The following is a 12,511-nucleotide window of genomic DNA, read 5'->3' as shown; positions in this document are numbered from 1 at the left end:
ATGTCTAAAACACCACACGATTTTGCAGAACTTTTGTCTCCCGTCTACAAAAATTGGATGCAGCTTGATCCCCACTTCGCTTGTAAACATGAAAATATTGATGAGAATATGCTTACTACAGGAAAATCGCTCGCAAACAGAGTAAAAATTTTTATTGACGATGCTCGCGCCTATTTAAAACCAAATTTACAAGTTGATAACCTAGATGACATATTTAAAATGTTAGAAGAAGTAAGCTCTACCGGCGCAGGATTTCCTGATCGTTCACTTAGTGAAAAATTGTACATTGAATTAGACTTGTTGATTAATAAAATTGATTAAATGCAGCCTCAAGCATTTATGAGAGTGAATTACTGTGGTAAAAACAAATCGTGAGGTTAAAGCGGCTGGCAATCATTTCTCAATGCACACATTTTCCTTTAAACTAGCTGATTGAATCTACAATTGTAATTGCAATAAGAGGCTCATTCTACTTGTCAAATAGCCTTTTAAGTTGTATTATTAAGTTGTTCTTTCGCAAAAGAATAACAGCAAAAACTCGCTTTTTCGCCCCGTTTACAGACGAAAAAGTGAGTTTTTAATTAATTTTATTCGTGTAAAAACATGCTATTTTTTATAGGCAAAATAATTTTTGTTATTTCATAGTTAGCTTTAACTCATGTTCTAAGAATTGAAATTTGCAATTATTACTAAAGCTCAGAATAATCAGACATCTTTTCTCGTACGCTGTTTCCGTATTTATATGTCGTAAGAGACTATTTTATATTTAGCAATTTTAATAATTGGCAGGCAAAATTATAGTCAAATCATTTTTGAAAAGACAAGTAGGAGGAAAATTATGTTTTTAGGATTAGAATTAGGTAGTTGGGCTGAATGGGTTACTGGAATTGGCTCCATTCTGGCTATTTCGGCAGGTTTCTTTTACAGGAAGCATGACAAAAAACTACAAATAAGGATTAAAGGATATTTGTATCATTTTAGGAAACAAGTTGAATTTTCGGAGAATCAAAATAGCACTTCTCAGGATAACGTATCAGTTGATAAAGAGTCATCCTATTTTAAAATTAACGTCAGGAACATAGGTGAGATGGACACCAAAATTTTGGAGGCCGGAATAACCAATAAATACTTCACATACGAAGACATCTGGCAGGATGTGAAAGAGAAAAAATATGCTTTGTATACTTTTAAGACAAATAAAGAGATTGTCGGTAAAACTGCACTACCTTTAAATATGCCATGGGTTGAAAAGGATCTTGGCCAGACAATTTCAAAAAAAAGCGCTCGAAAACTGAAAGTATATGCAATCGATGAACTTGATAATATCTACTATGGCAAATTAAAGTTTGTTGATGACATCACGGAACGCGTACAACAATAATTACGAAATTGTGTTGTCTAGACACAATGTCAATTTGCAATATAACAGTTCATTTATGAATTGGCATTAAAATCTAGAAAAAATTTTTGTTCCGTAGGCTGTTCTTTCAGTCAATTTGAAAACGAAAAATAATTTGTAACCGCCATCAGCTTGTTCGTTTTGGAAAACGAATCCTTTAAAATAATTCTTATTTAACTCATGTTAAGCTACTGATAAATAGCAGTAGCTTAGCGTAAATGAATTAATAACAAAAGCCTAGTAAGATGCCATACGATATTTTTTGTTGCTTTGTGGGTTTTAATGAGTTTTTTACCAAGTTTTCAAAATAAAAAATGCACGTCTGGGGGAAGATGTGCATCTGCAGTGTAATTTTTTAGGGGGGAAAATTACAAATTTAATTATAAGTTGTACTACAAATATAAGAAAACAAAAGGGCTGCCAAAATAATTTTAAGAAAGAGTAATCAATTCGTTAAAAAGAAGGGTCTTATCATTATCTGGCGACCACCAATAACTTAGCTAGCGCTAAAGTTAATAGGATAAATTGTATCAAAACAATAAAAAATCGACAAGTCAATTTTAGGATGAGAGCACTTGCCGATCATGTAATTACTGGAGATAACTACGTCTTCATTATAGCATTAAAGCAAAATAAAAACCCAACAGGCAGGAATATTTCACAGTTGTCCGACTAATTAACAAAAAGACCTATTGGGCTGTAATCATCAAAAGCAATTACTTCTCTAGTATACATCTTAAAAGTTAAAAAAACTCAATAGACTGGAATCCCACATTTTTACAAAGGAGTTGTGGAAGCCTATTGAGCATGCAGCTGAGATTGATACAACCTCAAGTGTATCATAACACAAATATACACAAGATACACTGTAATATTACACAGCCGTTCGGTTGGAACCAAAAAGTCCCTCGACCTGTTTGATGTGATGGTATCATATCTTTTTGATTCAACATGAATCCCAGATTGATACCATATAAAACTTTTGGCAATCCAATTTGACTATTTTTAATTTTTAAAGGTCTAATTCAGTAAGAAATAATTGTGGCTACCCAATAGCCACGATACCGCCAGCCATTGTTAGTGGCCGAAATACTGGCGTGATTTTATTCTTTTGTGCCTCAATTTGATGTAGTTTGTCTCAGGTATATCGTCTCTACAAAAAAGATTCCTTTGTCTATTTTTTCAGCAAGAAAAAAAGTAAATTATTTTGGCTTCTCATCGCCTACGCGAGATTAGCGCGCAATATTCAGCAGAAGAAACAAGGCCATTCGCTAATGAAGCGTTAAAATGGGTTTTCTTCACGGATTTTTTTATACTATCTTTAAATTCCTTTCAAGCCATATATAGTTCTAAAAAACAGTGTTGTGATATAGTTAAACAATAAAATTGAATACTGGGGAATTCAAGATAACTCATGCTATGTTAAACAAGATTTTCCCCAATGTGAGGATAGCGATGGAAAATTATATTTTGACTGCTGACACCAGTTTGACTTACGATGGTTCCGTGAAACCGCGGACAGATATAGCTGATATTTTATCGAATCAATTACGATTTGATAAGATTGAGTACCCAATGTTTAAAAAAAATAATAACTTTGATTCTGTTAATATTAGTTTAATAAAAAGGCTAACAGAAAATTCAATTTTATATTTTCAATTCCCAACCTACACATCTTATGAGCAGGATTTAGACTTCATTGAACGAGCGCATAGAAAGAATATCACAATCATCGCAATCGTTCACGATATCAACAGTCTGAGAGGATTTAGAGAAACACTAGCGGAAGATATAGCCATGTTAAACAACTTTGATTTCATTACGTTACCGTCGCTCAGCGCCGAAATGTTGTTAAAGAAAAATGGTTTGCATGTTCCCACCGTCATTCAAAGAGGACCTTTTGACTTTCTTACTTCCTCTCCTCTTAACTCACCACAGTATGCCAATATCGTCAACTATGCTGGAAATATCAGCAAGACTAAGGCAGGATTCTTGGCAACCCTCAGGAATGTACACCTGGTCGTGTATAGAAAAGGCACTGATTTTAGGTTACAAAATCCATCTTACTACGCTGGTAAGTATGATAACGATGAACTGATCACAAAATTGGACAGCGGTTTTGGATTACTTTGGGATGGTGACTGCTCATCGAAAAATCCTTTTAAGGACTACGAAAAATATAACTGGCAATACAAGCTAAGTTTATACCTCGCTGCCGGAATAGTCCCGATAGCTGACAGTGCTTCAAACGTCGGCAAATGGCTAAAGAAAACGAATTGTGGGTTAGTCATCAACGATATCACTGACTTACCTGAAATGATTAAAACGATTGATAAAACCGCTTATAACACGTTGTATCAAAAAATTCGGACACAACAAATTAGGGTAAGAAATGGTTACTATATCAAATCAATCGTGTCAGATGTAGCTGACCTAATGGCAACCAATAAGGATTTAGTTAAATAGTGATCAATTTAAAAAGTATACTCATTAAAAGTATACTTTTTAAATCGAAAAAATTTAGTTTTAAAATCAACGTCAACTGTGAACAATCTATTCAATGGTCATCTAACACGATCGCCTTCTTCACCCATTGATTGCACGTTCTGTTTAACTTTTTCTCCGCTCTCTGCTGCTTTAGACTTCACCTTTTCGCTAGCACTGCTTACTCTGTCTTGCAACGTCGTCTGTGATTCATTAAATTCTTTTTGCGTCTGGATATCAACGACTTCAACGTTTAGTTCCACTAATACTAAACTAGTGATCTTTTTAATCTGCTTGGCAATGACTTGTTTCAGCTGATCATAAATATCATGCGCATTGTGCCCATACTCCATGATAATATCAAGATCAACAGCAACTTGTTCTTTCCCAACTTCTACTTCAATGCCATCAGTTGGATTATCACTATTAACAATTTTATTCCTGATGTTAGCGACAAATCCACCATCAACACCCAGAAGACCGTCCACATTTTCAATGGCATAGCCCACAATTTTTTGAATCACTTTGTCGTCAAAAGTTAATTGACCCTTTGGATTTGAAGTTTGATCACCATCTTGAAAATCTGTTGCTTGTACTTTTTCTGTAGCCATTTTTTAAATCCTCCAATTCATCTATTTTTACGAGACATCATCGTTAACAATGTCTTTATATTCACATCATATTCATCTAAAACGGATCCAATGTAAGCAATAATTATAGTTACGGTAAGCACTAAAATTGTTTTCCAGAAACCCAACGTGACAAGTAGTGTCGCAAGCACGAACCCGATGATCCCGCCTATAAAAGCTTTATTAACTTTTATACTTTTCATAATATTCTACCCTCTCCTAAACTACCCTGGGCGCTAAGTGATTGTTTTTCGTTGATTTCTGATTGACTTTTACACTCACCTTCACAGGGGTATTATGATCACCTAATAAATTAGTCAACTCATTAGTTAACTGATTGGAAATACGGGGCAATTCCTTGACAACTGACCTCTTATAAGCCGCGTCAGCGACAATATAGAATTTTTTTTGACGACGTGTGTTTTTAAGTTTAACCTGAATGTTGGACAGCCCTTCTCCAGAAAGTTGCGTACGAATAAATTGTTTAACCCCGTAATTACTCAATGCTAAACGGCCAGTCTTTGTCCTTTCTAGCAATATATCTGGCAATTGATTAGGTATCAAAAGCACTATTAATAAGGCGATTACACTCAAAGAGAGAAGAACAACACCATAATAATATCTGATCATATCGGTATTCCCTGAAAAATTGATACCGAGACGCTTTAGTGACCAAAACAGACTTTCTAGCACTTCCGGCCAAATCAGTAAACAAATGCCTACGACATAGGTAAAAATAATTAGTATTAGGAATATTTTTATGGTTTTCCTCATATTAATCTCCCGCTCAGCCTTGCTTTCCCCAGATGCCAAGCACGGCAGATACCAACAAAACTAAGATGACAGCACCTATAATAGACGGAATAATGGCCATACCAGCCAAGTCAGGACCCCAATGGCCTAGCAAGGCCTGTCCAATAGCTGATCCAACCAATCCAGCAATAATATTGCTTATCCATCCCATAGATTCACCACGATTGGTGAGAGCTCCTGCAATGGCTCCTATTATGGCGCCTACAATTAGTGACCAAATCATAATCTTACCTCCAAAAAATTTAAAATACTCTTAGTAAACTAGCAACTTTAATCAACGTTATGAGATAACGCTTGAAATTTATTTTTTTCACTACCATTATCTATTTTTACTGCAAGAACGCGAATGAGATGCTTAATGTTTCTGACCATCTCAATAATTTGTTTTATCTCTTAAACACACAAGCGTCGCTAAAATCAATTTCTCTTTTTATTTTTTTTCAAAAATCGAATGAGACTCATGATCATTTGCCATGCTGCCAACAACATTGATACTTTTCCCCATAAACTGGCGATTTTATTCCTTTTTTTCATTTTGTATCTCTTCCTCCGGGTAGCAATGTACTAGAATTTAATGTCACATTTATCCTTTTCCGCCATTAGCATTGATTGACTCGCCTGTTATATAGGTTGCGTCATCTGATGCAAGAAAAACGTAGGCTCCTGCCAGTTCTGAGAGTTGTCCGGCGCGCTTGAATAAAGTATTCTTACCAATGAGGGTATAATTTTTTGTGGTTGACCGCGTACTGCCTGTAAAGGTGTCCAAATGAGACCAGGGCCCACGACGCTATTGACTCTGATGCCTTCAGGAGCTAGCTGTTTGGCTAAGCTATTAGTCATATTTTTAATGGCTGATTTTGTCTTCGCATAGTCCACAAGAAAAGAGGAGGGCTGGTCTGCTTGAATGGAATTGGCTGTGATAATATTGCTACTTTCATGCAGATAAGGTAACGCAGCCTTAACCAACCAAATCAAGCTGAAAACGTTGGTTTTGTAAGTCTCAACCATTTGTTGTGTTGAAAGATTACGGATATCAACTTCAGCCTGCTGCTTACCTGCAACCAATACTAATGTATTTGGGTCCCCAAAGAATTTGACAGCGCCTTCAATTAATTTTTTACTGAAGTCTTCTTCTCTTAAATCACCCAGAATGAGCCTTACCTTTTGGCCCTTTAACCTATTAGACCCAACACAAGTTTGAGAATCATCATCCGGAACAGGAATCATTTTGCTTTTCAGACCAAGTTCTTCTTGTCTTTGTTCTGGGTATCGCTCTTGTAAATCAGTTTTATTTTTTTCTTCCATAAGTCTGATCCGCTTTCTTGCCAATATGTTTGATATTATGTGAAAATACAAATAAAAAATAAGTTCAATCATCGCTTTAATTAGCTAGGGTGGATAATTTCTTATATTAATTTAATTTATCACCAACAATATACCACTAGACTTTAAATGATGCAAAAGATTAGCCTCAGATTCTTTAAATTAGTCAACAAATGGTGTTTGTTGGGCAGCTCATTCTTGCCCAGGTAGCTTTTTGGGCCGAAAACCCGAGATGTTTTGCCATGTGGTAACTAATAAGGACATTTGATAAAAATCAAAGCAGGCAAAAGATAGTTTGGTACACCATTACCAATTTTGGTAAACGTTTTTAGTCGAAATTATTATTCAAATTCTTCGTAAGTTTTGGGATCCTGACCATCAACTCTGCCCTCAGGACGTTGTAACTGATTAATTTGTTCTATCTCTTCCGTTGTTAGAGCAAAATCAAAAATGTCCAAATTTTAGCTTTGATGTACAGGAGAAACAGCCTTGACAATTGGAAGAATACTTCGCTCAATTTGCCAACGTAATATAATTTGGACCGTGTTTTTTCCATATTTTTGTGCCATTTTTGTAAGTAGAGGTTCCTCTAATTCTTTACTGCCGCGACCCAAAGGGCTCCAAGCTTCCGTCAGAATGCCATAACGTTGGTTGACTTGGACCAATTCTTTTTGAGGCCAATACGGATGAATTTCATTTTGGTTCACGGCTGGTGTCACCCCAGTACGTTGTATGACTCTTTTGAGATGCTCTTCTTCAAAGTTAGAGACTCCAATTGATCTTACGAGGCCACGCTTTTTAGCGGTAACTAAGGCCTCCCAAGCTTCCAAATAGTTGTCCTGCTTAGGTAATGGCCAATGTATTAGGTAAAGATCAACATAGTCAAGTTTCATTCGTAGTAAAGATTCCTCAAGCATCTTTAGAGCATCCTCAAAGAGATGATATTTGCCTGGCAATTTGGTTGTCACAAAAAAAGATGATCGTGGAATACCTGAGCGGTGTATCGCTTCTCCTACCGCGCCCTCACTATTATAATTAGTGGAGGTGTCTAATAACCGGTAGCCCGCTTGAATGGCAGTTAGTATCTGTTCTACCCCTCGTAGCCTCGAATTTGAAATGTGCCTAGGCCAACTTTTGGCAAACTATGCCCATCATTAAGTGTATACGTTTCTTGAGTCATCTTTTGTACTCCTTTATGAGTTTGTACTAAAAAAGCCAAACATAAAATATCTGGCTTTTAAAAATTAAATTTTAATTAATCGGCTTTTTTATAATCTGCGTTTTTAGGATTATGATTATAAACGTTTTCTTTGTCAGTTGACTCAGGATCATCCTTTTTGTTTTGCTCTTTAATGTCTTTTTTTTCTTTTTCACTCATTAGATTTCCTCCTGCATTCTGTTAGTAATTCTTAGGTAGCAGTCATTCTACCTTACACACATTCTACTATATTCTAGCTAATATGTTAAATTTTATGCTCAACTTGGTTATTTATTACACTTAGTTTTCTTTGCTTAGCTTGTTTTTAAATTTACTTGCAAATATTAAAGCAGCCAATAACATCAGAATCTCTGGCACTACGAAAGCAAACATGTTGAATGTTGTTACCACTTTAGACGTAAGATCTGAAGCAGTAGCACCGCCACTCATTCCTGAAACCATTGCTATGAACCCAACAAGACCATTTGACAAAACCCCCGCGATTTTGTCCAACAATAGCCTGATTGATAATGTTACTGCTTCATTACATACACCATTTTTTAGTTGACCATATTCAACGGCATCCGTAATAGTCGTTAGAGTTGATAAGAAGACAAGTTGATATGGCAGATAAAACAAAATAGTCGCTACTGTCACAACAAGTGGGCTACGTCCGCCGACAATAAGCAAGATATACCCAACAATCTGAATGCCAATACTATCAATATAGACATATCTTCGAGTCATTTTTTTGGCTAGAATTGGAAATATTGGCACTGCCACCACCTTATTCTTTAGATCAGTAAATTCAGGCTAGCTATATTATAATTTGTTATGTTCACATGAACATAAAGGAGAAGATGATGTCTAACTCATTGGAAATGATGTTTTCAGTTATCAACAGATTAGTCAGATTAAAATTAAACCGGGAACTCCAAAATATTGGGTTATCCGAAAATAATTTTATGATTCTCCTAACTGTCTGTAAACATCAAGGCATTTCACAAAAAGATTTAAATAATAGTATATTTCGCAGCCATAGCATCGTTAATAAAAGACCTAGCAAGCTCAGTGATCTAGGCTATTTAACCATATAAGTTAATCAAGACAACAGAAGAGAAAAAATTTTTTTTGCTCGTATACTGAAAATCCGGACCGCTTTATTTCTAGGGCATAATCCGAGATAATCAAGTATAGGAGTTTTTTTATATTATGAAAGCTAAGCGATACTCAACAGAATTTAAGTCATCAATTGTCACCTTGTATAACGAGGGACGTTCTGCTAATTCTCTAGCCAATGAATACCATTTGGCTGTACAAACCGTCACGGGTTGGGTGAAGAAAGCCCAAATCATTGGGACGGACGTTACCGGTAAGCCAGTGACTCGCGCCCAATTTAATGCAATGCAGAAAGAAGTCGCAAGACTCAAAGAAGAAAACGAAATTTTAAAAATTGCGGCCGTTTTGCTGGGCGAACATCGCAGGTAACACGTAAGACCCATTTTCCTATTGTCCAATCATTGCTAAAACAGCATTTTAAACTCATGATGGTGCTACGCCTACTCAAAATACCCAAAAGCACCTACTTTGATTGGGTTCACTATACTGAGAGCCAACGACAACGAGAAGATACGATCTTAAAAGCTTTGTTGCGTGAAATTTGGCAAAATAACTATAAAGCTTATGGCGCGCCACGTCTGCGATTAGCATTAGCTGATCTGAATTTACATCATGGAACCAACCGAGTTCGTCGTTTAATGCGAGAAGCTGGCATATACTCTGTCATGAGTCGTCGATTTAACAAACCAACGACAACTGTTGATTATCGTCAACGTCCCAACTTAATCAGGCATTTACCCGAAGCCAACGCTTGGCGCATGGACATCACTTATTTAAAGTTGAGTAATGGTCAGTGGGTCTATTTAGCGTCAGTTTTAGAATTACAAACGCGTAAGATATTAGCCCATCAAATCAGTGCCACGATGGATACCAAATTGGTAGTTACAACACTACAAAAATCGCTGTCAACTGATAAAAAACCAAATTATTTACATACTGATATGGGCAGTCAGTTCACTAGTTTTGGCTTTGAAAATTTGTTAAAGCGACATAAAATTGATCATTCGTATTCAAAACTAGGACATCCATATGATAATGCCAAAATTGAAAGTTTTCACTCCCTATTAAAGCGTGAAATGATTTATCAATTCCGGTTTCCATCGATTGCACATCTAATTTTAGATGTGTCCAAGTATATGGCAGATTGTAAAATTAAACCGAACACCTTGCATAAAAAAACTGCAGAGACTTTAATGGTAATTGACTAAAATCAACCATAAAGGATCTGCAGCTTATGTCTTCTAGTTTATCAGCTCACGAACGTTCTGTCATTGAAACAATGATCAAACTTAATCATTCAACTCGAGAAATAGCCCGTTTCTTAAAGCGTTCTCCTGCAACTATTACCTACGAGTTAAATCGAATTAAACCATACAATGCACAACAGGCTCATCATTTAGCCCAGTGTAATCGGCACAAACACGGTCGCCATCCGACCCTAACACCTGAAATATCAGCTTTTTTGAACCATCACATTGGTATCTTGAAGTGGTCACCAGAAACGGCTGCTCATGTATTGGGTATTGCTTTCAAGACCATCTACAACTGGATTCATCATGGTTTGCTTAAAATTAAGTTATCAGATTTACCTGATAAAGGTATTCGACGTAAACGTCAATCTGACGGCCGTAGACGTGTTTTTGCTCATGGCCGTTCAATTGAAAAACGACCAAAAGCTGTCCAATTAAGACAAGAATTTGGTCATTTTGAAGTTGATACGATGCAATCTGGTAAAACACGTGGCGATGTTTTAGTGACCATCACAGAACGATTGAGTCGACAACATATCATGAGACATGTCAGTGGGCGCAATAGTCAGGCAGTGACACCAGCTATTATTAGGTTTTTCAAGGGTATAAAAAATGCTAAATCAATTACAGTTGATCACGGTCGAGAGTTTGCAAAATATGATGAAATAGAAGAACAGCTAGGCATACCGATGTATTTTGCATACCCATATTCACCAGAAGAACGTGGTAGTAATGAAGTGCTAAATCGATATGTCCGTCGTTTTATCCCAAAAGAACGCAAAATTGAAACCATCAGTCAGAAAGAATTAGATCAAATTAATCATTGGATTAATGCCAGGCCAATGAAAACGCTCAACTGGCAATCACCACGAAAAGTCTTTCAGAAACATGCGGTGTTCGGATGATTCTTGCAATCTGCCATATTCATTGGTTCAACAACGAAAGAATCAGTCTTGCCAATCAAAAAATAAAAGTTGCCTAATCAGTTCAGCCCTAGATAAAAAACATTCCGAATTATTGACTTATGAGCACAAAAAAAACAGTGATCACTTCATTTAGTAATCACTGTTTTTTTTATTCTAAATTAGATAAAATTTCTACGAACCCGGCTTCATCATTTGTTGACAAATAACCAACAAATTTAATTGCAGCATATTATTCTGCTCTTATACTAATAAACGTTGAAATTTTTTTGAACATTTTTTTCTTTTTATCATTGAATATATTTCCATGCACTCCAATTTTACTGTATAGTATTCAAGGCGAATTTCTATTTTAATTCGGTAATTAATGCTTTAATTTGATCTCGAATATTCCGGAATTCTTGTAGTTGTTCCTCAATAGTTCCCATTGTTTGTGCTGGATCCGATAAAGGCCAGTGAAGGCTTTTAGTTTGTGCTGGAATCATTGGGCACTTATCTTTCGCATCACCACATAAAGTAATAATGACATCTGCCGTATTAAAATATTGTAAATCAATTAATTTTGAATACTGTTTACTAATATCAACTCCATCTTCAGCCATAACTTTGATTGCCATTGGGTTTAGCCCATGAGCTTCAACTCCCGCACTTTCAATTTTAAAATTATTAGCTGGCAATATTTGTTTTGCATATCCTTCTGCCATTTGGCTACGGCACGAATTTCCCGTACACAAAAAATAAACTTTTTTCATTTGAATCTGCCCCTCTCTTTCTTCACCATTTTTAAAATATTCCTATTTTAATAAACTGATTCTTATAAAAAGTATACACAAAAAATCCAATAATACTAGTCATTGGGATTCGCTTATCAGCTGTTACTCATCTAATTTGTTACAGTACACCTAATGGCTAGTAAATCAATTGTCAATAGCCCCTAAATACATACTTCTCTAGAACATAATTAGTGCTCAGAAGTCAATAAATTGGACTATTTTTATTCAGTTAATTAGGCGACATTTGAGATACGGTTGCGATTATAAAAATTGATATACCAACCAATGGCTGCTTGGAATTCAGTTAATGTTTGGTATGCCTTCAAACGACGATAACCATAAAATTTAAAGGCTTTCCAAACATCTAAAATTTAAGGTTTTAGGGATTCTCTACGCTTTTCTTGTCGACTGGGCTGCCAATGGCGCCAGTTATAGTAGGTACTAGGTTTGATTTTAAGTGCTCTTAAAATACGCACAAGCGCGTAACCTTGTGCTAAAAATTGGTTGATGAGCGGCAATCTTACATCACGGTTTTTTTCTAGTCAGATGGTCGCTCAATACTTGTCAGGCTAGGCGTGATAAAATTTCGTTTTCTTCCTC

Annotated in this window: 12 protein-coding genes and 4 pseudogenes; 6 read left to right on the top strand and 10 right to left on the bottom strand. The window is 36.0% G+C overall.

Translation table 11 applies throughout. From position 1 onward, the window contains the following. The 3 genes from ACI3ES_RS01705 (at window position 1) to ACI3ES_RS01695 (ending at window position 3,865) form a co-directional block, all read left to right on the top strand. Window positions 1-321 (top strand): hypothetical protein, encoded by a 321-nt coding sequence (locus ACI3ES_RS01705; RefSeq protein ID WP_142511384.1) that lies wholly within the window; start codon window positions 1-3, stop codon window positions 319-321. Window positions 322-838: 517 nt separating this feature from the next. Beyond that, window positions 839-1,381, top strand: coding sequence for a hypothetical protein (locus ACI3ES_RS01700; RefSeq protein ID WP_139968216.1), 543 nt, complete (start codon window positions 839-841; stop codon window positions 1,379-1,381). 1,473 nt (window positions 1,382-2,854) lie between these two features. Beyond that, the gene (locus ACI3ES_RS01695) at window positions 2,855-3,865 is read left to right on the top strand and encodes a hypothetical protein (protein ID WP_260353649.1); all 1,011 of its coding nucleotides are present in this window, start codon (window positions 2,855-2,857) and stop codon (window positions 3,863-3,865) included. Window positions 3,866-3,963: 98 nt separating this feature from the next. On the opposite strand, the gene ACI3ES_RS01690 is transcribed toward ACI3ES_RS01695, so the two are convergent. From ACI3ES_RS01690 to ACI3ES_RS01655, 8 genes and pseudogenes are all read right to left on the bottom strand, one after another. Beyond that, a complete protein-coding gene (locus ACI3ES_RS01690; protein ID WP_142511382.1) occupies window positions 3,964-4,494 on the bottom strand; it encodes an Asp23/Gls24 family envelope stress response protein in 531 nt (176 codons plus the stop codon). A 17-nt stretch (window positions 4,495-4,511) separates the two neighbouring features. Further along, a complete protein-coding gene (locus tag ACI3ES_RS01685; RefSeq protein ID WP_133424701.1) occupies window positions 4,512-4,715 on the bottom strand; it encodes a DUF2273 domain-containing protein in 204 nt (67 codons plus the stop codon). A 16-nt stretch (window positions 4,716-4,731) separates the two neighbouring features. Further along, a complete protein-coding gene (gene amaP / locus ACI3ES_RS01680) occupies window positions 4,732-5,286 on the bottom strand; it encodes an alkaline shock response membrane anchor protein AmaP (protein ID WP_133424700.1) in 555 nt (184 codons plus the stop codon). 13 nt (window positions 5,287-5,299) lie between these two features. Further along, on the bottom strand, window positions 5,300-5,548 hold the full coding sequence (locus ACI3ES_RS01675; RefSeq protein WP_139968219.1) for a GlsB/YeaQ/YmgE family stress response membrane protein: 249 nt from the start codon (window positions 5,546-5,548) through the stop codon (window positions 5,300-5,302). Window positions 5,549-5,908: 360 nt separating this feature from the next. Next, window positions 5,909-6,552, bottom strand: a pseudogene (locus tag ACI3ES_RS01670) (SDR family oxidoreductase). 437 nt (window positions 6,553-6,989) lie between these two features. Then, window positions 6,990-7,828, bottom strand: a pseudogene (locus ACI3ES_RS01665) (aldo/keto reductase). A 75-nt stretch (window positions 7,829-7,903) separates the two neighbouring features. Then, window positions 7,904-8,026, bottom strand: coding sequence for a hypothetical protein (locus ACI3ES_RS01660; RefSeq protein ID WP_257974804.1), 123 nt, complete (start codon window positions 8,024-8,026; stop codon window positions 7,904-7,906). A gap of 120 nt (window positions 8,027-8,146) precedes the next feature. Beyond that, a pseudogene (locus tag ACI3ES_RS01655) lies at window positions 8,147-8,629 on the bottom strand (MFS transporter); the annotation flags it as partial. Between the two features lie 429 nt (window positions 8,630-9,058). On the opposite strand from ACI3ES_RS01655, the gene ACI3ES_RS01650 reads away from it, so the two are divergent. From ACI3ES_RS01650 to ACI3ES_RS01640, 3 genes and pseudogenes are all read left to right on the top strand, one after another. Then, window positions 9,059-9,334 carry a transposase gene (locus tag ACI3ES_RS01650; protein WP_407632007.1) on the top strand — a complete coding sequence of 92 codons (276 nt, stop codon included), beginning with the start codon at window positions 9,059-9,061 and terminating at the stop codon, window positions 9,332-9,334. Continuing rightward, window positions 9,334-10,173 (top strand): annotated as a pseudogene (locus ACI3ES_RS01645) (IS3 family transposase); the annotation flags it as partial. The gene ACI3ES_RS01650 and the pseudogene ACI3ES_RS01645, both read left to right, overlap by 1 nt. Window positions 10,174-10,199: 26 nt before the next feature. Beyond that, on the top strand, window positions 10,200-11,120 hold the full coding sequence (locus ACI3ES_RS01640; RefSeq protein WP_407632006.1) for an IS30 family transposase: 921 nt from the start codon (window positions 10,200-10,202) through the stop codon (window positions 11,118-11,120). 365 nt (window positions 11,121-11,485) lie between these two features. Here the strand turns inward: ACI3ES_RS01640 and arsC are convergent, their stop codons facing one another. Beyond that, entirely contained in the window at window positions 11,486-11,890 is a 405-nt protein-coding gene (gene arsC / locus ACI3ES_RS01635; protein ID WP_142511557.1) for an arsenate reductase (thioredoxin), read from the bottom strand. 254 nt (window positions 11,891-12,144) lie between these two features. After that, window positions 12,145-12,237, bottom strand: a complete 93-nt coding sequence (locus ACI3ES_RS01630) for an IS3 family transposase (RefSeq protein WP_185912966.1) — start codon at window positions 12,235-12,237, stop codon at window positions 12,145-12,147. Window positions 12,238-12,511 lie beyond the last annotated feature (274 nt).

The organism is Leuconostoc falkenbergense, from assembly GCF_045801155.1.
GTDB classification, from domain to species: domain Bacteria; phylum Bacillota; class Bacilli; order Lactobacillales; family Lactobacillaceae; genus Leuconostoc; species Leuconostoc falkenbergense.
This window is presented reverse-complemented; position numbering and strand designations above follow the sequence as displayed.